We start from the raw sequence: 26,189 nt of genomic DNA, 5'->3' as shown, positions 1-26,189 counted from the left end.
TTCATATCTATGAACATCGATTAATACAAATATTATACTTTACTCGGAGGTAAAAATATGTTTAAAAAACTTGACAAAGATAGCCTATATTATGGTTTTCCAGTAGTACTTATGACTACGAAAAATGAGATAGGAGAAGATAATATTACAGTTATTAGTTCAACATGGAATTTAAACAACTCTTTAGTAATTGGTATAGCTGTAAATAGTCAAGGCTATAGTAATCTAGTTTTAAATCGACAAGTAACTTTCAATATAGCTGAGGGAAGTATGTGGGAAAAAGTCGAGTCTATAGCAAAAACTACTGGCAAAAAAGATGTCCCTGATTATAAGCAAAAAATGGGATATGAATTCTGTGCAGATAAATTTACTTTAGGCAATTTTTCTAAAGCGAGAGGAATATCAGTAGAAACAGCACGTATACAGCAATGCCCTATACAAATTGAAACAACTGTTTCAGAAATATTCATAAGAGAAGGTTTTGCGATTGTAGAATGTGAAATAGTAAATATATTAGTTGACGAAAAAATACTACACGATGATTCCCATATTGACGTATCAAAGTGGCAACCACTAATTTATAAATTTAGGCAATACGTAACTACTGAAAAATCTTTGGGTAAAAACTTTAGATTTGCTGAGCATTAAATACTTGCGTAATAGCTGTAACTTTAGTGTATTACTCCCCTAACTTAGCTTTAAATGAATAATACGTAACATGGTTTAAGCCCTCTATAATGAATATAGAGGGCTTTTATGAGTTAGTTGTAATTTGCTTACGTACAAAGCTAAGAGCATTAATCATCTATTACATAAATAAACGGTATCATTTATCTATAGGTATAATCTCATCGCTATCAGCAATCCCCATAAATCTATTAATAATCTTAGCAGCTGTCATATCTTTGTATTCATCTTTATCTGCTAAGTATTCTTGTTTACTACTATAGTCTCGCAATATTTCTTTTGTTTGAAGTGGTTTACGAAGTCTATCAGTACTAAATATTCTGTACTCGTGTACAACAACGTCTTTCTTCTCTTCTCCGAATATACTACGTTCTTTACCACTAATAACAATGCGGTAAACGTAATAGATGCTACAGTTATTTTCTTCAGATTTAACTAGGACTTTACCAACTTGATCAACCTTATCAATTTTAATAGGTTCTTTACTATCAAGGTGATATCCACCGTTTGATCCTGTAGTTTCTATTTTATTAGTAATTTTATCTAGTTTTTCTTTAACTATATTGTCTAAAGTAGCCATTTCTTTAGATGAAATATCTTTAACATCATTTATATAATCATCTAGACCTTTTACTATAAAAGTCTTTGTTTTAGTTGCAATAACGTAACCATTATAACTGTCATTGCCAGTACTCAAAGAATATGTAGCTGTAACTTTATCACCATTTTTTAGGTTGTTAGTTTTATCAAATTCCACACTTACCTTATTAATAAATGATTTCTTATCTTCATCGTTTCCTAAAGTAACAATTTTTTGAGTATCAAGGGTGCTTACAATCTCACCTTTTCCACTTTCTCCTTCAAATTCAATGGAAAAGTATGGTCTAACATCTACTTCAGTTTTATGTATAAATCCAAAATAAACACCAACTGCAAGTGCTAGAACAACAACTACAGTAGTTGGAATCAATATTGCTTTACCTTTTTTCGATTTTATAAAAGATGTAACTTCTTTGTGTGCTTCCTTAGTCTTTTTAGATAGCTCTTCAGCTGTTTCTTTACTTTTTTCACCCAAGCCTTCAGCCATGACTTTAGTTTTATCTGCAATCATTCCAGCCATAGCTTTAGTCTTTTCAGCAAGCTCTTCAGCACTTTCATTAAGCTGGTTAATTGAGTCTTCATTAACTGTCTCACCTGAAGCTTGAGGATTTACTTCACTAATATTTGCACTAGCACCACTACTTTCAGCATTTGTAGCCTTTACTAGCAAAACTAAAGCATAAATACCATATACTATTAAAATTGCGTATCCTAGAATTAAAGATACAACAGCTCTAGTGATATCGTCTAACGTAATAGAAGAGTAATTAGCGGCTGTATCAAGAAAACCAGACACACTATCTAGGTTAGACACTAACCCAGTCACAGTTCTAGCAAATATAAGCACAATGAAAGCTAATATATTAACTCCCAAATTGATTTTATAAAATTTTTCTTTGGTACTATATACTACAAAGCCGCTAGCAATAATTTGCACAACTAGTAATATCATCACAAAAGTATATAAAACACTAATGGTTGCACCGTACGATAATATTGCTAGTGGGTTTTGTATTTGAAATACTAGTATTTCTGAAATTAAACTCAAAGCACCTATAGCTATACTTAAAAATAAAATATTTTTCTTCGTTAAAAAGTTTACTAACTTCATAACCCCTCACCCATTTTTATAAATCAGCGTTCCCCTAAGGGGCGTAAAATGTAAAACTATAAAGACAATCATTATAATAAGTAAAATGGTTACTAATTTGGTAATATGACTTCTTTGTAATACACCCATTAATAATATGCATTTAGCTTTGAAATTACAATAAACATATTATTTATTCACAAGATAGTTATGATATTTTATATTAAGAAATCAAAGGTTAAAAAGTTATTCCTCGGAAATAATATTGTTATAAATGTGGACTACTATCTGCAAAATTCCGTGTAACACAATAACTATATATAACAAATACGTATCATTCAACACTCATGCATAAACGTATTGCCTAGCATATAGACGTTCTTCAACGTATATCACCTAAACCTACTACTAATTATGGTTTAATATTGCGATAGCTGTCTTAAAATCCTTTATTTTTCCTTCATAATACATCTGTTTTAAATCATCAATATGGATTTTAACAATTTCTATATCCTCATCATCATCTTCTGGAAGTTTAGATACAGATAAATCGTTAGCTATATAAACAGTGGTTTTCTTTGTACAAAAACCGACGCTATTGTATCCTTGAAAAACTTTTTCCAAATTCTTAGCCGTAAATCCGACTTCTTCCTGTAGCTCTCTAAGGGCTGCTTCTTCATAGTCTTCCCCATCTTCTACAAGACCCGCTGGGACTTCTAACACATAATCTTTTATAGCGCTTCGATATTGTTTTACTAAATAGGTATATCCCTGATTATCCACCGGCAAAATAGCAACGGCATCTTTATGAACAACCAATTCTCTTTTTAAAATCTTGCCATCTAATTCGTAATGCTCGATTTTTAAATCTAAAATTCGCCCCTCATAAACAGATTCTTCGCCTATTTTATGCATAATTAATCCTCCTGCTCTGTTTAGATTAAGGTTGCGCAATAAGTTATGGTTACCCATAGTCTATATTAACTACTATAGGCTATTTAGTCATTTTATCGGTACTACAAGCAAAACTTATGCGTTGTTCATCACATATGCATTACAGAGCAAGAAGATTAGTATTACACCTATCACTCTTAAACAGTAAAAAGAGGCGTAAATCCTAGCAGATATTATCGAGGCGTAACTAAGAATTTTCTATACCTATAAACGTATTTCTTCTTAATTCTTATTAATAAAGCTCTTTACTTTATCAGCCACCTCATGTGGCATCTGCTCAAAAATATTATGAGTTGTTCCTGGAAAATCTTTTTCCAAGGTGAAAGAGCCTTTAACGTGACTCCTCATAAAATCAACATTTGTCATGTTATAGAGAGGAATTTCCGGCATAATATAAAGAAATGGAACAGTAATCTTTTCCATTACAGGACGTTGATCTACTCTAAACAATGAGAACCATAAGCTTGCCATTGTAAGAGGATCAAAACCTTTTCCGCAAAGTACTATCATCGCTTCTTCCATTTCTACAGGGAAATCAGCAAGAGCGGGATTCATCATATTCTTCGTAATATACCAACCAGCGTATCCGATATTATCAAAGATTCTCTCTAAATCTTGCATGAAGTCTTCGTCTGTCCACTGTCCCTGACCAATTCCGCCTTGCCAGTCAGCATTACTAATTCTTGGAGACATATCTGCAGCAACGATTCTTTTTAGCTTTCCACAGCCAAACTGATCAACATAGCTGAAAATAGATGCCGCTCCCATAGAATGCCCAATCACGGTTATATCTTTCAGATCTAATGCTTCAATTAACTCGTTCATATCCTGCCCGAGAGTTTTTACGTTCATGTGAATTTTTGCTCTATCAGAAGATTCATGTCCGCGCTGGTCATAAAAGACAACCCTATATTCTCCCTTGAACTCATTAATAAAATCTCTAAGTGCTAAATGTGAAGAATTAAGTCCATGGCTGAATAAAAGGGTTTCTCCCTGTCCATGATCCTCGTAATATATTTTTGTTCCGTCTTTCATTGTCAAATACGACATATTTTTCACTCCTTTTCTTCAAGTTCAAATATAAAATTCTTGTAAATTTTCTATCTAGCCCACGCTTGCTTTCGTTTTTATCAGCGATGCTCAACTCTATTAATCGTTATATGAACAATTTATCCTCGTAATCATAAGGTAATAACAGCTCTTTTGTCTTATACCTTTCTACAATAAAATCTTTTAGTAGGTCTTTCCCAGCAATATTTTAAGTACTTTAGATTTGTAATTTATGAAACCTTATTTTTCTACTTCCTAAATTATTTCTATTTATTCTCCAAGATTATTCTATTTAGAAGCTTGAAAAAATCCTATATACAAAAATAGAATTATGTTATATTTTATTACATATATACTATTTTGTAAGAAATGGGTTTTAAAAAAATGGCTGAACGAACAAAAATATGGATAGCTAATGCTATGAAAAAACTTATGGTAAAGAAAAAGATAGAAAAAATCCGTGTAACAGAAATCTGTAAAGAAGCAGAAATACAGCGTCCGACTTTTTATTATCATTTCAAAGATAAATACGATCTTCTAGCATGGATATTTTTTCATAACGCTTTTGAAACGAACATTATATCAATCGAATCAGTAGCCAAAAGTATGAATCAAATGAGAGAAGACTTTACTTTTTACAAACGAACATACGAAGATACGTCAAAATATTCTTTATGGAAATATATGGTTGAGTACTTCGTTCACAGATATTCCGAAGAAGCAAAAAGAATTTTAGACACAGATACATTAGATCCCCAAACTATGTATAGCATTCGTCTTTACTGCCACGGTGGTGTGGGTATGACAAAAGAATGGCTACTTAGCGACAGTAGCATACCGGCGGAAACTGTAGTGGAAATGATGTTTATTTCTATGCCAGAAAGTTTAAGAAAAATATTTTTTCATGAATAAAAACTCTCTAAACTAACTATTTGAATATCCTTGTAAAATAACTAACACTAAGACCCTCAGAGTTTTGTTGTCTATCAAGTACCAATCACAACTGTCAAATTAACATTAAAATCGTTTATCTCGATTAAGTGCTTATTACAAATAGTAAAAGCTCCCAACAAAATACAAAAAACATCTCTAAATGTAGTCTTACAAATCTTTACTTTCGCACTCTTTCAAGCAGAGCCACCGTCTCGAAGTGATGAGTATGCGGGAATAAATCATAAGAAACTATCTGCGCAATCTTATAACCATTTTCTACAGCTACTTTTATATCACGGCTCAACGAAGCAATATCACAAGCTATATAAACGAAGTATTCAGCACCACTTTCAGCACAAATCTTTTGCACAACTTCCTTACCACAACCTGAACGTGAGGGGTCAGCCACAACAACATCAAATTGTCCATATTTGGAAATCACTTTAGAGATAAGCTTTCCGTCAATATTGGCTTTGAAACATTCTACATTTAAGCTATCTTTCAAGTTTTCCTTAGCACTTTGCGTAGCTTGCCTATCACCTTCAATAGCTACAATTTTACCGTTTTTACCAACGTAATCAGCTAGAGGTTTAGTAAAAAGCCCACTTCCGCTATAAAGTTCTAAAACCTTTTTACCAGCAAGACTCTGACGAATTTTTTCCCCTAAACTAAAAGCAGAATCCCTTAAAACTAAAGGATTGAAATCACTGTAAGAAGAAAAGTCTTGCCCACTCGAAGCCTTCAAAACAGTATCAACTAGAATATTTGGTGCTTTTTCATGAATTTGCCAAAAAGATGTAGGATTTACCTTATACTCATATACATCTGAAGCAAAAGTTTTTACTCTTTCAATAAGTACAGGATTATTTATAATTTCACCATTAACATCATAAGTAACATCATTGACTGTAAAATAGACACCATCTTGACTATCTACTACACAATAAACTATATCTCCAGGTGATAAGACACTTTTTAAAATACCGTTTTTGCCTAAAATACCACTATCTAAAATTTTCTTAGATGCTAAAGGCATAGTTTCAACAGCAAGAATATCATTGGTGTGATATTTACTCATCCCTAAATTAGAATCTTTATCAGCTACAAACACCATACGTGTACGCCAATGTGTATGATCTTTCGCAGGTGGTAGACCATGCACTGCATAGCCTGAACGAGTATTTACATCCCTAACATTTATTGGAGGCAATTCTTTGAGCTGAGCTAAGACTTTTTCTCCAGCAATACGTGAAAAGCTATCATTCAATACGTCAGTTTTCCACTTCAGCTGATCAGGATAAGCAACATGAGATAATTCTAGTCCCCCAAGTCCTTTTTCTTCACCTTCGCGCCAGACTCCAGATACTCTGCTAGGAGAAGGCAGAATAACTTTCACAACACGTGCAACCGAATAGCTCTTTTTTTCTTCAACAATTTCAACACTAACTTTTTCCCCAGGAATGCCACCTTGTACAAGTAACACTTTCCCATTTACACGTGCAATACACTGACCTTTATGAACTGGCTTTACAAGAAGGCAATCAAAGGTTTGTGACATTACTCCACCATTTCTAAAATATCTATTTTTATTTCCTTAGATTATAACCACATTACCAAGAAATTGTTTCACACATATCGATGATTTTCTTGCAAGAAATAACAGATACAATCTAGACGTTCATACACATTCTATATTATTTAGATAACATTCAAAATATGTTTTACTCTTTTTAATATATGAAGCTCTCTTATAAAGCGTTGCGAAACTTTCGTACCCCTGTCTTATAATTCAAAGAAATAAGAATACTTTACTTTTGAACTTATTTTCTACTCACCGTATTTATTATCCAAATAGTACTTATCTACTTTAAAAATACTCACTAAGAATCTAAGAGTTTTCTAATACTATAAATAACAACCTCAATTAGTTTTTGAACTCCTAAAGAATATATGTTCTACCCTAAACATCATTGATTTATACAACCAAAAGACAATATTTCCACTACAACTAAGCAATCTATATTTACTTATCCAGTCAAGAAACTATGTTCAACAAACTATAAACTTTATAGTTTAACTGATTTAGTTGCTATAAAGGTTTTGATGTTCAATTCATGAAGTCTTCCAGAGCCATTAGTATCTTCGTATAAGTCAAGCAATGTAAAGCCTGCTTTCAACTGCCCACCTATTTGTTCCGTCATGTTATGAGAAAACTGCATTCCTGCGTCGTATTTAATCAGGTATTCTCTAGCTTTTTCATCTTTCACAGGGTTAAACGGCATTTGCCAAATTACTTCTTTTTCATCATCATCAACAATATAGTTGATTTCATTATTTAATCCTGCAAGAAAAATTCCTCCCTTTTTCAAGACTCTATATGTCTCATTAAAAACATGTTGTACATCTTCAACATAACAATTTGATACAGGGTGAAAAACAATATCAAAAGTCTCATCATCATAAGGAAAGGTTTTTGTCATATCTGCCTGTATAGCATCTATTTCATACCCTTGTCTTTCTGCAACTTTCAACTCAGATTCAATTTGTTTTGGAGAGTAATCAATCACGCTACATATCGCACCCAATGCGTTGAATATTGGCATTTGCTGTCCCCCGCCTGATGCCAATCCTAATATTTTCTTACCTTTTAAGTTTCCAAACCAACTATGAGGAACGAATACAGTTGGTGTTAGTAAAACATTCCAAGTACCATTTTTTGCATTAACATATTCTTCATGAGAGATAGGCTTTGCCCATTCCCATCCTTCTTCAGCCCATTTATCAATCGTTTCTTTATTTATGTCCTGATATGATTTCACAACTTGTCACCTTTACTTTCAATTTACCCACTTTTACCACAACATTACACTATTTTTGATGTAACTTTTAGTAACGCGAATATAAAAGGTAAAATTACTTATTATCTTGCTTATCTTGTCTTATAACAACTTCAGGTGCTTTAACCCTAGCTTTAGCACTAACTTCTTTATCTTCAACGTTATCAATACGCCAAGGTACATTAACTAAAACTACACCAGGAGTAAACAAGAGACGAGTCTTCAAACGAATGGCTGTCCTATTATGTAGTAGTTTAGCCCACCAGTTAGGTAATAGATACTCTGGAATAAAAATCATAACCAAGTCCCTAGGAGAACGCTTTCTAACTGAGCGAACATATTTGATAATTGGACCTGTTATGTCACGATAAGGTGAGTGTACAAAAGTCAATGGAACTTTCAAGTCAGATTGCTGCCACTGATTATGAAGTTGGTCGGCTTCTTCTTGGTCTACACACACCGTCAATATTTCCAAGCTAGATGGGTTAGTTGCTCTAGCATAAGAAATTGCACGCATTGAAGGCTGATGTAACTTAGAGACAAGTATCATAGCGTGAACTCTTGATGGAAGAATTCTAGCATCGTTATAATCTTTTACAGCAAGTTGTTTTGAAATACGTTCATAGTGTGATTTAACAGCTCCCATAAAGCTAAAAATAATCAGAATCATTGCTATAACTACTAGAGTTGCTACTAAACTCCGTGTCGCAATTATCATGATTAACACAAATGAACTAATAAAAGCACCTACTAGGTTGAAAACCCTAGAGATTTTATTCTTCCTACGTATAACGCTTTGAGTTTCAAGTCGTAACTGTTTATTCCAATAATGTACCATCGCTATTTGCGAAGCTGAAAGTGTAACAAAAATGGTAATAATATAAAGTTGCACAAGGCTAGAAACATCAGCATCAAAAGTTACCATCAGGAATATAGCTAAAATTGATAAAACAATTATTCCATTAGAATAAGTTAGCCTATCTCCTCGTTTATATAACCAGTTAGGCAAGAGACTATCCCTTGAAAGCAAAGAAGCTAAATTAGGGAAGTCATGAAAAGCTACATTACCAGCAATAATTAAGACAATACTAGTTATAAAAACAATAAAAGTAAAAATAAGTGAGGTATTTGAAAAAATACTTGTGCTGAGCTGACCAATAATAGGAGACACTTTTACTTCTCTTATTTCAGCTGAATGGAATAAAAGTTGTTTGCTGGTGGTTGCGAAACGTTTTACACCTATTTCTGAAGCTAAGAATATGATATTGAGCATAGCCACAGAAACAATACTTATCAGGGCGAACATGGTTTTAGAGGCGTTTTTACTTGATGGTTGTTTCATGACGTAAACACTATTAGATACAGTTGTCATTCCAGCAAGTAATACGCAACCTGCAGCAAAGGCAGCTACGCTTACATAGAAGTTGAATAAGCTAATTTCACTTGTATTGTTAATATTAGTGTAGCTAGCATCATATTGTATCGTTTGTAAAATAGGAAGATTTGATGTAAAGAACTGGAAATATCCTACTATAATCATTATAAATACGAGAATTAAAAATAAGTAAACAGGAAATGAAAATACTTTATGTGTTATATGTATACCACGTAAATTTATTAGAGCGAGCAAAAGAATAAGTATGATACCAATGTATTTTTCTCTGCCATCGAAAGATGGAAACAGTAAGGAAATATAGCTGGCACTTGCAGATATGGAAACGGTTAAGGTTAAAACGTAGCTAACCAATAATGTAGCAACAACTACTCGAGAAATAGTTGGATGAAGATTAGATGAAACAACTTCGTAATCGCTGTTGTCTTTAGGGTATTCATATAAAGTTTTACGGTAGGATAATGCTGTTGCAACCATAGTAAGTGTAATCATTATCCCTATTAACATAGTTAAAGATATACTGGCGATATTATTTGATGATAAAACTATAAATATCTCATCAGGAGCGTAAGCCAAAGTTGATATCATTACTGCACCAAAAATAGGTATAGCAATTCGTTTGGACAAAGTATGCGTATTTTTATAGTGAGAACGCATTGGTTTGCCAACAACTAATAATTTTACTTTCTCAAATAAATCATCCATTTTACAAATATTACTCTTTTCTATTCAAAAATACACTTTTGAGTAATAAAGTTTTATATATTTGTCACATATCAGTGAAGTTGACCTAAAAATTTTTAAAGTATATTATTCATTTTTACTCTACATATATATAAGTTTTACAAAGTGTTACCAATACGTAACTTTAAGTGTTTGTATATAAATAACGTAAATTTGTATAAGAAATATTAAAATATTGCCTATTTTTTAAGAAATCAGTATGTAAAAGATGAAATTTTACAAAATTAGGCGTAATTTTTTGTTGTGCACTTCGTAATTATGGGATCGGGACGTGTTGGGTCTACACTCGCCGCAGTATTACATGATCAAGGGCATTCAGTTGCCGTAATAGACCAGAAAGCTGATGCTTTCAGACGTTTGCCTGCCAATTTTACAGGAAAACGTGTAAAAGGAATTGGTTTTGACAAAGATATTTTGATACAAGCAGGTATTGAAGAAGCATACGCTTTTGCTGCTGTTTCAAATGGTGATAACTCCAATATACTTGCATCTAGAATTGTGCGTGAAACATTTGGAGTTGAAAATGTTGTAGCTCGTATATATGATCCTGAGCGTGCAAGTTTATATAGAAAACTCGGTATACCTACAGTTGGGCCGGTAAAGTGGACAACAAATGCCATGTTGCATTGGATGTTACCTAGCGAATCTTCTCAAGAAATTTACCACCAAAATAGTGCTGAAATAAGAATATATCGCTGCCACCCTCACTACTCTTGGATAGGCAATACAATTGAGTCAATTGAAGAAAAACTCAATATAAAAGTAGTATTTATAACTAGATTTACGAAAAGCATGATGCCAACGCCACACTTGGTTCTTCAAGAAAGTGACGAAATTGTATTTTCCGTAAGTGCTGATAATAGTTCAATAGTAAAACGTGCTTTATCATCTGAATTTGTAAAGGAAAATTTCTAATGCGTGCTTTAATTGCTGGAGCTGGGTCGGTTGGACGTTCCATTGCCCGAGAGTTGTTGCAACGAGGGCACGAGGTTACCTTGATAGATAACTCACCTGAGGCTATGCGTATTGCTTCTGTGGCTGAAGCTGACTGGATTTTAGCTGATGCTTGTTCCCCAACCACTCTTGAAGAAGCTGGCATACGAGAATGTGATGTGGCTATTTCAGCTACTGGAGATGATAAAGCTAACCTAGTTATATCTCTATTAGCTAAGACAGAATATGCCGTACCTAAAACTGTGGCTCGTGTAAATAACCCTAAGAACGAATGGATGTTTGGCGATTCATGGGGTGTTGATGTGCCAGTTTCAACCCCTAGAATTATGACTGCCCTAGTTGAAGAAGCATTATCTGTAAACTCACTAGTTAGAATCTTTAACTTCCAAAAATCTGGAGCTTCTATGCATTCATACGCTCTAGATAATAATTCACCGCTAGTAGGAAATAAAATCAGCACATTGTTCTTACCAAAAACAGCAATTCTATCAGCTATTTTACGTAATAACAGACCAATGGTACCTTCATGGACAGATGATATTTTTGAAGCAGGAGATGAATTATTACTTTTGGTATCTGAGCAAGGTGAAAATGATTTAGAACTAATTGAACAAGCGATTTTAGAAGCTAATGTTCGTATCCAAGTCCTAGATTCAGATTCTAGCGAAGACTCACTAGGCTAAAGTAACAACTTTATCGTTTTTACTTATGCATAAACAAAACTGTTTTATAGTTTTGCCTGTATTTAAAAGTTTTATAAACGCATACTTTCTTACATTATTAATATAAAGTTACAGTAGCAACACGTATCTACACTTCTCATTCTAAAATAAACAAAAATTCAACTACGAATGCTTACTATTTCCTACTACTTCTTGCATAACACCTATAAATTAGAGTTTCAAAATAGGCTTTATCATTACCCAAGAAATGTATACAACCAAAACGTATAAAGGCACAGATAAAATTATATGAGCAGTTGCAAGCCAAGCAACGTTTTCAGATAAATATAGAGGTAATTTTACCCCTAATCTAAGCGCAAACATTCCTACCCATACCCATGTTACGTTTCGATATACGCTATACTTACGTGGATTTTTTCTCCACAAAAGAGGGCTAGAAGAGATCAGTTCAACCAATAAGCCAATCAAAGGTATACGCACTAAAATACTAACTAGCATTACGAACAAATAAACAGCATTTGTTATAAGACCTAATACAAAAAAGTTTTCAGCACGCCCTGTTTGATAAACCCACCAACTACAAATTACAACACCAATTATCCCAAAAAATATCTGAGAAATAGGTTTCTTGTACATAAAACTCAAGGCACCCAAAACTATACTGGAAGATACTGCAAAGACTATAGGAAGTAAAAAAGTATGTAATATAAGATAAGCTATAACAAAGATGAGACTAGGCAGTACTGATCCCAGTATACCTAGCAAACCGCCGCTTGCTTGCATAAAAGAGAAATTATCATCTAATATCTGAGAAGCGAACTTAGTTTTTATTAACTCATCTTTATTTTCCATCAAACTTCTTTTCTCCAGTTTTTGTTACACGCTTATAAAATAGTGTCTGAAACAATCTCATATATAGGATTCATAATCGCTAAGCGACCATTTTGCTTAACAACTCTACCTTCAACTATTATGTGCACTCCAACTACAATACCAGGAATCTTTTTACGACCTAACCACATGATATCAATAGAAGAAGTACCATCATATAAAGTAGCACCAACCCCTAACGCTGAAGACGAAGAGGACGGATGGTAAGTAATTGCTTCTAAGACTCCCCCAACTTTTACTTCTTCTCGTTCTTTTACATCGATGATGGAGGTTAATCCCAACTTTGATGTCACTTCTTTTTCTTCAATAGCAACAATATCTTCCCTATTAGTACGAAGTAAGTTGAGTAAGAAGTCTTTGAGAAACATTTTTATTCTTTTTCTTGTAGCATTTCTGGTAATTCTTCAGGCAAATCTAAAAGTAATATTTCGCCAGGAGGAATTGGATTTTCACCACGATCAACTATTACTTTTTCAAATACGTTTTCAATTATTTTTTCGGTTTCTTCATCATGCATTGCTTTACCAGTAACAATTGCTCGTAAAACCCATCTAGGACCTTCTACACCTATGAAACGCATCTTTTCAGTACCTTTACGACCATCAGGAGTAGAAGCAGTTACAGTCGCAACTATTTCTCTACCGTAGCGTCCAGCTGTTTCAATAGGATTTGCAGACTGACTATTAAAATCTTCTGACAATAATTCTAATAGTTCTGCCCAAAGTCCACCAGATTTACTATCACTAAGTACCATCAAATTCAAAGCAGATTCTTCAAGTACTAAAGTTACGCTCGTATAGTAGCCTTCTTGAGGTGACGGATCAGGAATTACCTGCATATCAGGAATAGCGGGAATCCTTAAAGCTCCCATATTCAAATACTTATTTTTTTCGTGTGCTTGAGAAATATCATATGGGCCGTGTATAACATTGTTCTCGACTTGTTCGAATTGCTCAACTTCTTTTTCTACATCAGAATTATCTTTTATCTTAAAATCTTCTTTGATTTGCACGTCGAGATCTTCTATTTTGTTTTTCTTGAAGCGATCGAAGATTCCCATATTTTATCCTTACTCTTTTAGAAGGCACAGTCAGAGCAAACAGGTTGCCCATCTTCTTCATGTGACATCTGAGATACATGGTGAACTAGGTAGCAAACAGAGCATGTAAACTCATCGTCTTGTTTAGGCAAAACACGAACAGATAGTTCTTCACCAGAAAGGTCAGCACCTGGTAGCTCGTAGCTATCAGCAACTTCAGTTTCATCATCTTCTAATGAAGAAGTGCTAACGTTCTGACGACGTGATTGTAGTTCCTCAAAAGAATCTTCTTGCACATCATCGTCCGCTTTGCGAGGCGTATCGTAATCTTTAGCCATAGATACCCTTTCGAGTCAAAAATAATTTATTTGCGGTTGGATAATAACATTATTAAATTAAAAAATCTATCTTTTATTTGTATTTCATGTATTTTATATAGATATGATGTAGCATATAGTATAAGTTAATACTTACGTAATGGCTATTACACATAGGAGGAAGTGTGCTTGAACTAGAATTACTAGGGTTACACAGTGATGGAAACTATCTTGTTTTAACCGCTGAAGATGGTTCACGTTACACTTTGCTGATTAATGATGCTTTGCGTGCTGCTGTACGTAAAGATCGTCCACATTTAGAAGCAATTCATGCTGCTAATTCTTCACTTAGTGTCAAAGATATACAAGTTTTGATACGTGCTGGAGCATCTGTAGAAGAAATAGCTATGACGTATGACATTTCAATTGACCGCTTGCGTAAATATGAACGTCCTATTATTGCTGAAAGAACTTGGGCTGCTGAAAGAGCTCTTTCTTGCCGTGTAAACGGTGATCCTGATTCTCCACTACTTGGCGATATTGTTATTGATAGGCTTGCTGCTCGTGGTGTAGATCCTAATTTTATGGAGTGGACAGCAATCAAGAAAAATGACGAACCTTGGGAAATAGTTTTGACTTTTGTACAGGGAACGACTGAACGCCAAGCTCACTGGTCTATGAGTGAAACTGGAAATGGAATATATGCAATTGATGAAGAGGCACATTGGTTGACCGAAACAGCTATGCCTCCTACTATTCCAGATATAGTAGTTCCTATAACTAAGCCTGAAGATTTACAAGAGCCTCAGCAAGTTGAAAACATTGATGAGTTACTTGACCAATTATCAGCAGTGCGTGGAACAAGACAAAATGCTGACATTTATGGTGATGACAACTCTGTATCACTGCCACAAAGCGTAACATCTGATGTGGATAACGTTATCGCTATTTCGAGCATTACTGGTAATACTGATAAAGTTGACTCCACTTTGTTCGGAGATTTTTCTGCAGTTACTAACCAAGAAAGTACTAGTTCTGTATCCGATGACGAATTAGAAGAAACACAGCTATCTTTACCAGTAATTCAAGAAGAGGAAGCTCCTATACAAACTCCTAAGCCTGTGGCTAAGAAAACCAATAAGCGTCAATCTGTGCCAACTTGGGATGAAATTGTTTTCGGAGGAAAAATCAAATAGTCCCTTATAAAGGGAATAAAGTTATCTTTGAGTTATGTCTAGTACCTTAATTTGTTACTAGGCATAATTTTTTATTCCAGATAATACATATAGATATAAATAAAATTTTCATTACTTTTTTATTAAATAAGTATTAACAACGTTTTAAAAAGCCATTTTATATTCTATAGATAAAGTTTTAGTGAATATTTTGATACTATTTTTCAAATAAGTTAGCTTTTTATCATATAGATACAAGGAATTAAAACTTCGTCGTTAGTTATGGAGCCGTGTACTCCTTTTAAATTTATCATCGTTTCAGGTTGAGTATTTCTATCACATAATAAGTAGTTTTCCTTAGGGAAAAGTACAATATCTCCCAAGATTTCCCAAGCAGTATCTTCAAAAATTTTTTCCCCATTTATAAAAGAGTTTTCTTTCGAAAGTATGTACGTTGTTTCACCTAAAAACTCCTGCAAATCAGCAATAAAAGCTTTTTTATCAACACTCTTTTTTAGATGAATATGTAAAGAACGTCCTTCACCAGCAATATTTTCTATAAAGTCATATTTGCTAAATGTATCAATGTATATGCGGTCTTTTTCTTGGACATTTACTGTCCCATGGTCAGCTAAAACTACTAGCAGCGTATTAGAATCTAGCTTTGAGTATAGGTGTTTTATAAATGCATCAAAGCCCTCAATAGCTAGCTCTAAGTCATAGTTATTTGTACCTAATTTGTGGGATAAGTAATCAATTTCTTTCCAATGTAAATAAATTACTTTTTCACCTTTTTTATTCAATTTCACGGTCTCTTCAATGAAAAACTCTTCATCTTTTACAGGAAGAAAAATGCTACCTTTAAAACTTGCTCGAGTAAAACCAGAATTCTCAAATTTTTCTAGCCCTACATAATAAGATTGTACATTTTCTTCAGCGAGTTTTTCAAACCAAGTCTTAGATTTCTGAAAAACAGAAGGATCACCGTTGTACCCCTCAAAACTCAAAAGTTTTAAAAGCTTACTATTTTCAGGATTTATTATACTCCACCCAAGCATGTTTGTTTCAGAAGGCAATTTACCTGTCGTAAAAGCAGTAATGGCACTTACTGTAGTTGAAGGTAAACAAGTTTTAAGTATTTGTGCTTCTTGTTTTCTCAAAAAAGGCGCATACGACTGTTTAGATTTTAAAAGTTTAGCCCCTAGTCCATCAGCCAAAACAATTACAGTTTTATTAATATTTTTATCTTTTATGTTATCTAAAACAGGCAAAAACGTATTATCAGATTGTTTTATAATATTAGTTACTTTCAATACATTCTCAAAAATTTCAGTAATTAATATATTTTTATAATCTTTTTCTACATCTATATGCTCAAAAATAGTCATTTTTTCGTTTTCCCGTATTAGAATAGTTTCTAGATAAGATTTTACGTCCAGAATAGGTTTTTGTCTTTATGTCTACAGAAAAAATAAAAGAAAATATTATTGATATTAATGTTTGTGATGAGATGGAAACATCTTTTCTCGAATATGCTTATTCTGTCATATATTCTAGAGCTCTGCCTGATGCTAGAGACGGTTTGAAACCTGTCCAAAGAAGAATTCTATTCCAAATGAAACAAATGGGACTTCTACCTGATAGAGGTCATGTAAAATCTGCTGGTATTGTCGGTGACGTGATGGGTAAGTTGCACCCTCACGGTGACAGTGCTATTTACGATGCTTTGGTGAGAATGGCTCAACCATTTTCACTACGCCTACCACTAGTTGACGGACATGGTAACTTTGGTACTCTAGATGATGGTCCTGCTGCTTACCGTTACACAGAAGCTAGATTAGCTTCCTCAGCACTAGAACTTACAAACAACTTAGACGAAGAAGTAGTTGATTTCGTACCAAACTACGATAACCGCTATATGCAACCTGAAGTTTTGCCTGCCGCTTTTCCTAATCTGCTTGTAAATGGTGCTAGTGGTATCGCTGTTGGTATGGCAACTAATATTGCTCCACATAATCTAACTGAATCTATTAATGCTTGTATTTATTTATTAGATAATCCTGATGCAACTGTTGATGAATTAATGCGTTTTATTCCTGGACCTGATTTACCAGAGGGTGGAGTTATAGTAGGTCTTGACGGTGTAAAGCAAGCTTATGAGTCAGGACGAGGATCTTTCAAAATAAGAGCCAATGCTAAAATAGAACGTATAAGTGCTAGAAAACAAGCAATTGTTGTAGATCAATTGCCATATATGGTTGGTCCTGAACGCGTAATTGAAAAAATTAAAGACGCTGTTTCTTCAAGAAAATTACAAGGTATTTCAGCTGTAAATAACTTAACAGACAGGGAACATGGTTTACGCTTAGTAATTGAGCTAAAAAATGGTTTTAATCCTCAAGCTGTTTTAGCATCACTTTTCAAGTACACGCCTATGGAAGAAACTTTTTCCATAAATACTGTTTGCTTAGTAAATGGAGCTCCTAAAGTTCTAGGGCTTAAAGACTTATTGCAGGTATTTATTGAACATAGAGTTGATGTTGTACGCAAACGCACTATTTTCCGTTTGAATAAAAAACAAGAGCGTTTACATTTAGTTGATGGTTTGTTAATCGCTATTTTAGATATTGACAAAGTTATAAGTATAATTCGTGAAAGTGATGACGCTGCTAGTGCAAAAGCAACACTTATTGATACTTTCAATTTAACTGATATTCAAGCTGAATATATCTTAGAGCTAAAACTTCGCAGATTAACTAAGTTTTCACGTATAGAGCTTGAGAACGAAAAGAAAGATTTGCTGGAAGCTATAGCATACTTACAGAGCTTACTAGACAATAATTTGTTGCTAATTAAACTAGTACAGTCAGAACTAGAAGAAATATCTACTAAGCTAGGAAATCCTAGGCGTACAGTGTTAATAAGCGAATCGGGAGCTGAAAATAATGCTCAGCCTCTACTTAGTACTTCTTCTAAGAATACTATTCCTCTTATGATTGAGGACGAGCCTTGTAAAGTAGTTTTATCAGCCTCTGGACTAATTGCCCGTGTAAATGGTGAGGAAGAAATATACTGTGGCACTGACAGAGCTAGTAATGATGCTATAACACATACTATTTCTTCAACAACGCGTTCTGTTGTCGGTTTAGTAACTGATGACGGTATTTTACATAAAGTTGAGATTGTAGATTTAGTTGCTCTTCCTAGAGTTGAAGGTCCTATATCTTTCAATGGGGCAACTGAAGCTTCTAAGCTACTTGAAACTGATAGAAAAGTTATTGGCTTGGTAAATCTTAGCGATGATTCCAGTCCTTTATGTATAGTTACCAAGAGTGGCGTTATAAAACGTATGCGCCCTGAGTTTTTAGAAAATAAAGAAGAATTTGAAATTATTATTTTAGAAAAATATGATGAAGTGGTAAGCGTTGACTATGGTGATGACAGCTCACAAATAGCAATAATATCAAGTGACGCACAGCTGTTGCGTTTAGAGTTATCAAAGATTAGACCTCAGGGACGAGTATCACGTGGTGTTGCTGGTATGAGTTTACGTGATGGAGCCTATGTTATAGCTACTGGTATTATTCCTGAAGATGAAATTGATAATGCTAATGTAATTACAGTAGCTGCTTGTGACAATGCTTTACCTGGAACTGATCAGATGGGTGTTAAAACTTCACCTTTCAACGCTTTTCCTATAAAAAATCGTGCTGGACAAGGTGTTCGTGTTCATAAATTCTTAAAAGGTGAAGATTTCTTGAAACTTGCTTGGGTTGGTGTAGGTACTGGTCGTGCTTTATCTAAAGAATTTTTACCTATACGCCTACCTGATATTGATACTCGTCGTGATGCATCAGGAGTTAAAGTAGATAAAAATATCGAAATAATAGGCAAGTAATAAAGAGTTCTTATAGACTTACAACTTTAGTATGTACTTTGTCGAACATAGATGGTTTTAGCAATATAGTATGACTATACGATTTTAACTGTAGTGGTTGTTTTATATTGCTACTTAGATTTGTATCGACTTTACGTATTCTGTAGATGAATTAGATACTTCAAATCCCATTTCCATTAATATATTGTACAGTTCTGGTTGCTTGTCAGGTTCTAAGCCTATAGCTACGTAATCTAAGCCATCATCAATACAAGTATTTATGTAAGATTGTATCAAAGCTTTTACCAAAATACTCTGTTCTTTTTTAGGTATAACTGTAATCAAATCAATATAAGCTTCTTTATGATTTAACACTTTCCAGTCTTGCTCATATTTAGAAGAAACTATATATCCTATGATTTTACTTCTGTCCGTCGACTTATCTAAAAGTATTTTACACCATTTTTTATTAGCGTTACGCATATAATATTGCCATTGCTGGATATCTAAAGTTGGTAAATTTAGGTATTGTTCGCCAATATTATTATTAGTTTTTCTCACTAATTCTTCTAAATTTTCTTGCCAGTCTACTATCTTTTTATATGTTGGCAACAGTATGTGTTTATAAGGCTTATCTATTTTTTTACGTAACTCGTAGAATCTATTTTTAGGAAGAAATCCTAATTCATCTAATTTTAGTTTCAATTCCTTTTTCGTATCATTTATTTCTACTACAACATAGCCCTCTTTTTTAGGATTGTGGTTCAAAAACTTAACTTTATTATTTTTATCAAAGTCATCTTTTAACATTTCTACGGTTATTTGTTCGTACGTAGACAGCAAATACGTACCAATTCCTATTCCACGGTACTGTGGGTCTACTCCACCTAAACAGTGAACAGTTTTTTTATCTAAAGTAGTCTTTATTACTGCATAAGCAATTAGTTCATTATCAGGAGTAAAGCCACCAATACAGTATTTTTGCTCGGACTCAAATATTTCCTGAATTTCATATTCTTCAGTGTTGTAAGTTACACAATCGCATACTTCAATTTTATGTATAAGTGAATGAAGACTTTTAGCACTAGTATTATCTAGCGTTTTCCACGTAATATTCAAATTTTCCACGGGCAAAGACATAAAATCAGTATTCACCACCTATTTCTTACTTGTATATTTTCAGAATATAGACATTTTGTCAAAATATAGATTACTATAACTATTGGCTCGGTAAATAGCCTACATTCTACATTTTACGCTAGTTTTATTAAGTTTTTTATTAGTTTTTGTATAAAAGTTATATTACATAACATATAAACATTCTATATATCTACATATTTTTACTTTTGAAAAACACTAATAAATTTGCGTATAATTTTACGATATAACTTATTATATTTACTCCTATTTTTGATATTTTTCGGAAATACTTCTAATATTTCTTGTAATAGTGGCAAGTCGTAAGAGGATAGTTTATCTTCATTTTGAATCAGCCATGTTTCTAACTTGTACAGTGCTCGCTTAGAGCTATCAGCTTCTAGTGCCTTTGAAAAATTGTCTTTGTAAAAAACTATAAAGGTTTTATAATACTTATCCATTAAAGTTTTATTTTGTAGTATTTTAAATCCTCTGTCGATAATGTTTATTCTATTATCAGCACTATCTTTTAAAATATTTTTTTCAGAATTACTTACTTTATGTAATCCGCAGCTGTAAATGTGTCTACTAGAGTCGATGAAATAAACTTTTTCAGAAAGTAGCATATAAAAATAAGTAAAAAACTTATCTTCAATATCTTCTATGAAAAAGAATGAATCGTTTCTAACAATCATATCTTTCTTATAAATTTTAGCAAATGGACAGTAATTAAAGTTCTTAATGATGGAAGAATCAATATTGTACTTTCCACTTTTTCGGCAAATAGATAAATCTTGTGTATTTATTGTTTGTTCATCACATACAACTGTATTGTAATTGTTTTCAGGAGTAGTTTGTCCCACTACTATATCAACGTCATTTTCTAAAATTGATGTATATAAACTTTCTATTGCGTCTTTTTCATAGTAATCATGAGGGTCTATAAAGGTAATATAATTACTATTTGCTTCAAATATTCCATCATTTCTAGCTAATAATGGAATAGTATTGTTAGAGTGTAACATTCTGATTCTTGGATCTAAGCTCAAATACTTGTCGATTATTCTCAAAGAACCATCAGTTGAACCACAGTCTATAATAACTAGCTCAAATTCTTTAAAAGTCTGAGATAAAACTGAATTTATAGCCTTTTCTAAGTAATCATTTGCATCACGAACAGGCATAATAATGGAAATTATAGCTTTTTCTTTAGCATATTTTCTTTGTATAAAAAGTTTTGGATTGCTCACAATTTCTTTTACGATACGAGCAGTATTTGGATCATAGAATTCATAAATTGGCTCCCCATTTTCTAAATGTTTTTTATACTCAATATTAATAGCATTTATAAATTCCTCAGCTAAAGCAGGTGTAAGCCTATTTATATTCCAAAAGTAACCTTGGAATTTTACTTTATGGTACACATGCATTAAGTCTTCATATTTGTTCTTTTCACGCAAAAAACGTTCAATTTCTGCATATTCTTCTTGTATTGAGAAAGTTTTAGCTACGCTGTTTACTGAAGATGCTTCATTGTCTTTACGGTAGTGTAAATATGCATTCGTGGTATAAAAAACTCTACTAGCACAAGCCCATACTTTGAAGTTAAAACCAGTGTCTTGATACGAAGCTCCAGGAGTCGGTAAAAATTCTATACCATTTTCTTGCAAAAACTTACGGTTATATAGCCCTGCCCATATTGCTGGATTTTGATAAAAAATATGATTATTATGTAACGGATTTATAACAGTTTTTGTTTCATTTTCAAGTACTAGTTGTATTTTTTGATCGCTTAAATATTTTTTCTCTGCACTAGTGTAATAAGTAAAATAGTTTCCTTTGACAACCTCTACATCATGTTCTTTTGCCAAAGCATACATATCTTCAAACATTGTTGGTTCTACCCAGTCATCAGATTCGACTACACCGATGTATTCACCTGTAGCTTTTTTCAAACCAATATTCATAGAGTCGCCATAGCCAGAATTAGCTTTATCTATAATAAATATTCGTGAATCTTTCTTGGCATACTCATCTAAAATTTGTTTAGAACTATCTGTCGATCCATCATTTATACATATAATTTCAATATCTTTTAAAGTCTGATTCAGCAAGCTATCCAAGCACTCTGACAAATACTTTTCAACATTAAAAATAGGCACAAGAATTGAAACCTTAGCCATATAACACTCCATTTTTACTTAGACTCTCACTACCAAGTTTACACTAAGCAAATTAGATAGTTAATATGAGGTTTCATACTTTAAAGCTACTTATTTTATTTCACTTTGATTGCAATATCCACAACTATGCATCAATTTTATTACGATCAAACTTATGTGAATTATCTACAATAAAATCTTTACGTGGAGCAACGGTAGTTCCCATAAGCAGCTCAAACACTTCTTCAGCTTTACGAACTTGCTCTTCATCAGCAATGGTAATCCTACGAAGTGTTCTAAGAGCTGGATCCATAGTTGTCTCAGCAAGCTGATCGGCATCCATTTCACCTAAACCTTTGTATCGCTGAATAGGTTCTTTGTACTTACGTCCACTCTTTTTCAGCTTTGCCAATACAGCATGTAGTTCTTCTTCAGAATAAGTGTAAACGATTTCTTTTTTCTTACGACCAGAAGCCATTATTTCTACTCTATGTAAAGGAGGAACAGCAGCATAGACTCTTCCCTGCTCAATCATTGGACGCATATAGCGGAAAAATAAAGTCAAAAGTAGCGTTCGAATATGAGCTCCATCAACATCAGCATCTGTCATCAAAATGACTTTTCCATATCTAGCGTTTTCAATCTCAAATGAACGCCCTGAACCAGCTCCGATTACTTGTATAATAGAAGCACATTCTGCGTTTGAAAGCATATCACTAATCGAGGCTTTCTGAACATTCAATATTTTTCCTCGTATAGGCAGTAATGCTTGGAATTTGGAAGATCTTGCTGACTTCGCAGTACCTAGTGCTGAGTCTCCTTCGACAATAAACAGTTCAGATGTACTAACATCCTTTGAAGAGCAATCAGCCAGTTTTGCTGGTAAAGTAGAAGTTTCAAGAGCTGTTTTACGCCTAGTTATTTCTTTATTTATTCTAGCGCTGACTCTAGCTTTCATCTCTCCAACAACTTTTTCAGCCAAAACAGAAATTTGTTGTTTATCATCACGAGATTTAGATGCAAATTTTTCTTTTAAAAAGCTAGTTACAACACTATTTACAACAGATCTAGCCTGAGGAGTACCTAATATTTCTTTAGTTTGTCCTTCAAACTGTGGCTCAGGTATACGAACTGTAACAACAGCTACCATTCCTGCTAGCACATCGTCTTTTTCAATTTTAGGATCTTTAGGACTTACTTTGAATTTACGAGCATTCTTTTCAATATATGTTCTAAAGTGCTTTGTTAAAGCTAGTTCAAATCCTGTTAAATGTGAGCCACCTTTAGGCGTTGCAATAATGTTTACAAAAGACTTTATATCTGTGTCATAACCTTTAGTCCATCTTAAAGCACATTCTACTTCACAGTTTCTTTCAACTTCTACTGGTTGTAAATGTCCTTTTTTATCTAGTTGCTGAACAGTTTCAGTATATGTGCCGTTACCTTCAATTTTCCAGATATCTGTGATTGGACCGTCGTGACTCAAAAAGTCTACAAAGTCTACAACACCACCATCGTATTTAAACGATTCGCTTTGTTGTTCTTCTTTTCTATCATCAACTACAGATATACATAAACCAGGAATAAGGAAAGTTGTTTGTCTGGCCCTAGCCAGCAAATCTTCGTAAGAGAAATCTATATTTTCAGGAAAAATTTGAGTATCTGCCCAAAAACGTATTCTAGTACCAGTTTTTTTACGTGGGGTTTTACCTACAACATTAAGTTCACTTTCATCGATGAAAGGTGTAAATGGATTATTTGCCAAAATTCCTTTTGAATCGTCAAATATTCCAGACTCTCCCCTACAAAAAGCCATAGCATAAGTTTTTCCGCCCCTGTCTACTTCAACGTTTAAACGTGTAGACAAAGCATTTACTACAGACGCACCAACGCCATGCAAACCACCGGAAGAAGCGTAAGTACCTCCACCAAACTTACCACCTGCGTGCAATTTAGTGAATACTACTTCAACACCTGTTAGTCCAACTTGTGGAACTATATCAATAGGTATTCCACGCCCGTCGTCTTCAACAGTTACTGAACGATCTTTATGCAGAGTAACTAGTATATTCTTACAATATCCTTCTAAGGCTTCATCAACTGCATTATCAATAATTTCCCATAAGCAATGCATAAGTCCACGCTGATCTGTGGAACCAATATACATTCCTGGTCTTTTGCGTACAGCTTCTAAACCTTCAAGAATCTGTAAGTGTCTAGCTGAGTAGTCTGAAGGCTTATCGGTCATTTTTATTCCTATTCTAAGTAATCACGCAAAACTTGAGATCTTGATGGGTGACGTAGTTTAGACATAGTCTTTGACTCAATCTGACGGATACGTTCACGTGTAACACCGTAGACTTTACCAATTTCGTCCAAAGTCTTAGGTTGTCCATCGTTTAGACCAAAACGCATCATAACTACGCCTGCTTCACGTTCTGATAAGGTATCCAAAACACGGTGTAACTGTTCTTGCAATAATTTGAAAGAAACTGCATCAGCTGGAACTACAGCCTCTGAATCCTCAATCAAGTCACCAAATTCACTATCTCCATCTTCACCCAGTGGAGTGTGTAGAGAAATTGGTTCACGCCCATACTTTTGTACTTCAACTACCTTTTCAGGTGTCATATCTAGTTCTTCAGCTAGTTCCTCAGGTGTAGGTTCACGACCTAAATCCTGTAGCATTTGTCTTTGAACTCGAGCAAGTTTGTTGATAACTTCAACCATATGTACTGGTATACGAATCGTACGAGCCTGATCAGCCATCGCACGTGTAATTGCTTGACGTATCCACCAAGTAGCATACGTTGAGAACTTATACCCTTTTACGTAGTCGAATTTTTCAACAGCACGAATTAGACCTAGGTTTCCCTCTTGAATTAGGTCTAGGAAAAGCATTCCTCGTCCTGTATAACGTTTAGCTAGAGAAACAACTAGACGCAAGTTAGCTTCTAGTAAATGGTTTTTAGCTCTTTGTCCATCCTGAACAATCATGGTGAGTTCACGGCGTAGCTTTGAAGGCATTTCGCTGCTTTCGCGACGTAATTTTTCTTCAGCATACAAGCCAGCTTCAACTCTTTTAGCTAATTCAACTTCTTGATCAGCGTTTAGAAGAGCAACTTTACCTATTTGTTTTAAATAGTCCTTAACTGGATCAGCAGTTGCACCCGCTACTGTAACTTGTTGTACAGGCTCATCACTATTATCTCGTTCTGATAGAATGAAACCGTTTGTAAATTTCTCTTCTTTTTCTTCTTTTTCTTCGCGTTCGTTTTCTTCAAAGTCTTCTTCAGTGTCTTCTATTTCTGTTTCATCATCTAAATCGTAATCTTCGTCATCTAGATCTAAGATTTCTTCATCGTTTAAATCAATCTCATCTTCGTTAGGTAGTTGCTCATCGACATCGTCTTTGAAAACATCTTCTTCGATTTCTTCCAATGTAGATTGGTCAGCTTCTTTTACCTCTTCTTTAGATGTATTCTTAGCAGTCTTTTTCTTAGATACAGTCTTAGCTTTTGTGGTTTTAGGGGTTTTAGATGTTTTCTCTTCATCATTTAAAACTAGATTGCTATCTAGTTCATTTTCACTAGAATTCACTATTTTTTTAGTAGTTTTTTTTGTTCGAGAAGTCGTTTTATTTGTCACTGTTTAACCAATTTTTTC

The 26,189-nt window shown here is 33.8% G+C and carries 21 protein-coding genes; 6 read left to right on the top strand and 15 right to left on the bottom strand.

The window, feature by feature from the left end; genetic code table 11:
* Positions 1 to 57 precede the first annotated feature (57 nt).
* Positions 58 to 648, top strand: a complete 591-nt coding sequence (locus HCQ94_RS02895) for a flavin reductase (protein ID WP_166977474.1) — start codon at positions 58 to 60, stop codon at positions 646 to 648.
* A 178-nt stretch (positions 649 to 826) separates the two neighbouring features.
* Here HCQ94_RS02895 and HCQ94_RS02890 read toward each other — a convergent pair whose 3' ends face one another.
* From HCQ94_RS02890 to HCQ94_RS02880, 3 genes are all read right to left on the bottom strand, one after another.
* Positions 827 to 2,398, bottom strand: a complete 1,572-nt coding sequence (locus HCQ94_RS02890) for a hypothetical protein (RefSeq protein ID WP_166981694.1) — start codon at positions 2,396 to 2,398, stop codon at positions 827 to 829.
* A gap of 387 nt (positions 2,399 to 2,785) precedes the next feature.
* Positions 2,786 to 3,292 (bottom strand): NUDIX hydrolase, encoded by a 507-nt coding sequence (locus HCQ94_RS02885; RefSeq protein WP_198426298.1) that lies wholly within the window; start codon positions 3,290 to 3,292, stop codon positions 2,786 to 2,788.
* A 261-nt stretch (positions 3,293 to 3,553) separates the two neighbouring features.
* A complete protein-coding gene (locus HCQ94_RS02880) occupies positions 3,554 to 4,366 on the bottom strand; it encodes an alpha/beta fold hydrolase (protein WP_232525754.1) in 813 nt (270 codons plus the stop codon).
* Positions 4,367 to 4,765: 399 nt separating this feature from the next.
* Here HCQ94_RS02880 and HCQ94_RS02875 point away from each other — a divergent pair, with 399 nt between their 5' ends.
* Positions 4,766 to 5,293: a TetR/AcrR family transcriptional regulator C-terminal domain-containing protein gene (locus tag HCQ94_RS02875; RefSeq protein WP_166981689.1), complete on the top strand. Its 528-nt coding sequence runs from the start codon at positions 4,766 to 4,768 to the stop codon at positions 5,291 to 5,293.
* A 199-nt stretch (positions 5,294 to 5,492) separates the two neighbouring features.
* Here HCQ94_RS02875 and HCQ94_RS02870 read toward each other — a convergent pair whose 3' ends face one another.
* The 3 genes from HCQ94_RS02870 to HCQ94_RS02860 form a co-directional block, all read right to left on the bottom strand.
* Positions 5,493 to 6,872, bottom strand: a complete 1,380-nt coding sequence (locus HCQ94_RS02870) for a class I SAM-dependent RNA methyltransferase (RefSeq protein ID WP_166981686.1) — start codon at positions 6,870 to 6,872, stop codon at positions 5,493 to 5,495.
* Between the two features lie 508 nt (positions 6,873 to 7,380).
* Complete coding sequence (locus HCQ94_RS02865; protein WP_166981683.1) at positions 7,381 to 8,133, bottom strand: class I SAM-dependent methyltransferase; 753 nt, start codon at positions 8,131 to 8,133, stop codon at positions 7,381 to 7,383.
* Positions 8,134 to 8,227: 94 nt separating this feature from the next.
* Positions 8,228 to 10,249: an APC family permease gene (locus tag HCQ94_RS02860; RefSeq protein ID WP_166981680.1), complete on the bottom strand. Its 2,022-nt coding sequence runs from the start codon at positions 10,247 to 10,249 to the stop codon at positions 8,228 to 8,230.
* 282 nt (positions 10,250 to 10,531) lie between these two features.
* Between HCQ94_RS02860 and HCQ94_RS02855 the strand changes: the two genes are divergently transcribed.
* Together HCQ94_RS02855 and HCQ94_RS02850 are read left to right on the top strand one after the other, a co-directional pair.
* Entirely contained in the window at positions 10,532 to 11,203 is a 672-nt protein-coding gene (locus tag HCQ94_RS02855; protein WP_198418110.1) for a potassium channel family protein, read from the top strand.
* Positions 11,203 to 11,925 (top strand): potassium channel family protein, encoded by a 723-nt coding sequence (locus HCQ94_RS02850; RefSeq protein ID WP_166981677.1) that lies wholly within the window; start codon positions 11,203 to 11,205, stop codon positions 11,923 to 11,925. Before HCQ94_RS02855 ends, HCQ94_RS02850 begins: the two co-directional genes overlap by 1 nt.
* A gap of 210 nt (positions 11,926 to 12,135) precedes the next feature.
* On the opposite strand, the gene HCQ94_RS02845 is transcribed toward HCQ94_RS02850, so the two are convergent.
* Genes HCQ94_RS02845 through HCQ94_RS02830 form a run of 4 tightly spaced genes read right to left on the bottom strand, consistent with a single transcriptional unit; the run spans position 12,136 to position 14,193 of the window.
* Positions 12,136 to 12,777, bottom strand: coding sequence for a DUF3159 domain-containing protein (locus HCQ94_RS02845; protein ID WP_166981674.1), 642 nt, complete (start codon positions 12,775 to 12,777; stop codon positions 12,136 to 12,138).
* A gap of 32 nt (positions 12,778 to 12,809) precedes the next feature.
* Positions 12,810 to 13,184 carry a single stranded DNA-binding domain-containing protein gene (locus tag HCQ94_RS02840; RefSeq protein WP_166981671.1) on the bottom strand — a complete coding sequence of 125 codons (375 nt, stop codon included), beginning with the start codon at positions 13,182 to 13,184 and terminating at the stop codon, positions 12,810 to 12,812.
* Positions 13,185 to 13,186: 2 nt separating this feature from the next.
* On the bottom strand, positions 13,187 to 13,876 hold the full coding sequence (locus HCQ94_RS02835) for a DUF3710 domain-containing protein (RefSeq protein ID WP_166981668.1): 690 nt from the start codon (positions 13,874 to 13,876) through the stop codon (positions 13,187 to 13,189).
* A 17-nt stretch (positions 13,877 to 13,893) separates the two neighbouring features.
* Positions 13,894 to 14,193 (bottom strand): DUF4193 domain-containing protein, encoded by a 300-nt coding sequence (locus HCQ94_RS02830; protein WP_166977452.1) that lies wholly within the window; start codon positions 14,191 to 14,193, stop codon positions 13,894 to 13,896.
* A gap of 164 nt (positions 14,194 to 14,357) precedes the next feature.
* On the opposite strand from HCQ94_RS02830, the gene sepH reads away from it, so the two are divergent.
* The gene (gene sepH, locus HCQ94_RS02825) at positions 14,358 to 15,368 is read left to right on the top strand and encodes a septation protein SepH (protein WP_166981665.1); all 1,011 of its coding nucleotides are present in this window, start codon (positions 14,358 to 14,360) and stop codon (positions 15,366 to 15,368) included.
* A 212-nt stretch (positions 15,369 to 15,580) separates the two neighbouring features.
* Here the strand turns inward: sepH and HCQ94_RS02820 are convergent, their stop codons facing one another.
* Positions 15,581 to 16,735 carry an alkaline phosphatase family protein gene (locus HCQ94_RS02820; RefSeq protein WP_166981662.1) on the bottom strand — a complete coding sequence of 385 codons (1,155 nt, stop codon included), beginning with the start codon at positions 16,733 to 16,735 and terminating at the stop codon, positions 15,581 to 15,583.
* A gap of 68 nt (positions 16,736 to 16,803) precedes the next feature.
* Here HCQ94_RS02820 and HCQ94_RS02815 point away from each other — a divergent pair, with 68 nt between their 5' ends.
* The gene (locus tag HCQ94_RS02815; RefSeq protein ID WP_166981659.1) at positions 16,804 to 19,245 is read left to right on the top strand and encodes a DNA gyrase/topoisomerase IV subunit A; all 2,442 of its coding nucleotides are present in this window, start codon (positions 16,804 to 16,806) and stop codon (positions 19,243 to 19,245) included.
* Positions 19,246 to 19,359: 114 nt separating this feature from the next.
* Here HCQ94_RS02815 and HCQ94_RS02810 read toward each other — a convergent pair whose 3' ends face one another.
* The 4 genes from HCQ94_RS02810 to HCQ94_RS02795 all read right to left on the bottom strand — a co-directional run bounded on the left by HCQ94_RS02810 (position 19,360) and on the right by HCQ94_RS02795 (position 26,171).
* Positions 19,360 to 20,364 carry a GNAT family N-acetyltransferase gene (locus HCQ94_RS02810; protein ID WP_166981657.1) on the bottom strand — a complete coding sequence of 335 codons (1,005 nt, stop codon included), beginning with the start codon at positions 20,362 to 20,364 and terminating at the stop codon, positions 19,360 to 19,362.
* 200 nt (positions 20,365 to 20,564) lie between these two features.
* Positions 20,565 to 22,544, bottom strand: a complete 1,980-nt coding sequence (locus HCQ94_RS02805) for a glycosyltransferase family 2 protein (RefSeq protein WP_166981654.1) — start codon at positions 22,542 to 22,544, stop codon at positions 20,565 to 20,567.
* Positions 22,545 to 22,668: 124 nt separating this feature from the next.
* Positions 22,669 to 24,771 (bottom strand): DNA gyrase/topoisomerase IV subunit B, encoded by a 2,103-nt coding sequence (locus HCQ94_RS02800; protein WP_166981651.1) that lies wholly within the window; start codon positions 24,769 to 24,771, stop codon positions 22,669 to 22,671.
* 8 nt (positions 24,772 to 24,779) lie between these two features.
* Positions 24,780 to 26,171: an RNA polymerase sigma factor gene (locus HCQ94_RS02795; RefSeq protein ID WP_166977437.1), complete on the bottom strand. Its 1,392-nt coding sequence runs from the start codon at positions 26,169 to 26,171 to the stop codon at positions 24,780 to 24,782.
* Positions 26,172 to 26,189 lie beyond the last annotated feature (18 nt).

The sequence above is a fragment of the Actinomyces sp. zg-332 genome, assembly GCF_011751945.2.
GTDB lineage: Bacteria > Actinomycetota > Actinomycetes > Actinomycetales > Actinomycetaceae > ZJ293.
Note: the sequence above shows the minus strand (reverse complement) of the source record. Positions and strands in the feature narration are given on the sequence as shown.

Bases quoted from the DNA above. Each gene is read 5' to 3' on its own strand.
- HCQ94_RS02895 (WP_166977474.1), top strand. From the start codon at position 58: ATGTTTAAAAAACTTGACAAAGATAGCCTATATTATGGTTTTCCAGTA.
- HCQ94_RS02890 (WP_166981694.1), bottom strand. From the start codon at position 2,398: ATGAAGTTAGTAAACTTTTTAACGAAGAAAAATATTTTATTTTTAAGT.
- HCQ94_RS02885 (WP_198426298.1), bottom strand. From the start codon at position 3,292: ATGCATAAAATAGGCGAAGAATCTGTTTATGAGGGGCGAATTTTAGAT.
- HCQ94_RS02880 (WP_232525754.1), bottom strand. From the start codon at position 4,366: ATGAAAGACGGAACAAAAATATATTACGAGGATCATGGACAGGGAGAA.
- HCQ94_RS02875 (WP_166981689.1), top strand. From the start codon at position 4,766: ATGGCTGAACGAACAAAAATATGGATAGCTAATGCTATGAAAAAACTT.
- HCQ94_RS02870 (WP_166981686.1), bottom strand. From the start codon at position 6,872: ATGTCACAAACCTTTGATTGCCTTCTTGTAAAGCCAGTTCATAAAGGT.
- HCQ94_RS02860 (WP_166981680.1), bottom strand. From the start codon at position 10,249: ATGGATGATTTATTTGAGAAAGTAAAATTATTAGTTGTTGGCAAACCA.
- HCQ94_RS02850 (WP_166981677.1), top strand. From the start codon at position 11,203: ATGCGTGCTTTAATTGCTGGAGCTGGGTCGGTTGGACGTTCCATTGCC.
- HCQ94_RS02845 (WP_166981674.1), bottom strand. From the start codon at position 12,777: ATGGAAAATAAAGATGAGTTAATAAAAACTAAGTTCGCTTCTCAGATA.
- HCQ94_RS02840 (WP_166981671.1), bottom strand. From the start codon at position 13,184: ATGTTTCTCAAAGACTTCTTACTCAACTTACTTCGTACTAATAGGGAA.
- HCQ94_RS02835 (WP_166981668.1), bottom strand. From the start codon at position 13,876: ATGGGAATCTTCGATCGCTTCAAGAAAAACAAAATAGAAGATCTCGAC.
- HCQ94_RS02830 (WP_166977452.1), bottom strand. From the start codon at position 14,193: ATGGCTAAAGATTACGATACGCCTCGCAAAGCGGACGATGATGTGCAA.
- HCQ94_RS02820 (WP_166981662.1), bottom strand. From the start codon at position 16,735: ATGACTATTTTTGAGCATATAGATGTAGAAAAAGATTATAAAAATATA.
- HCQ94_RS02815 (WP_166981659.1), top strand. From the start codon at position 16,804: ATGTCTACAGAAAAAATAAAAGAAAATATTATTGATATTAATGTTTGT.
- HCQ94_RS02810 (WP_166981657.1), bottom strand. From the start codon at position 20,364: ATGTCTTTGCCCGTGGAAAATTTGAATATTACGTGGAAAACGCTAGAT.
- HCQ94_RS02805 (WP_166981654.1), bottom strand. From the start codon at position 22,544: ATGGCTAAGGTTTCAATTCTTGTGCCTATTTTTAATGTTGAAAAGTAT.
- HCQ94_RS02800 (WP_166981651.1), bottom strand. From the start codon at position 24,771: ATGACCGATAAGCCTTCAGACTACTCAGCTAGACACTTACAGATTCTT.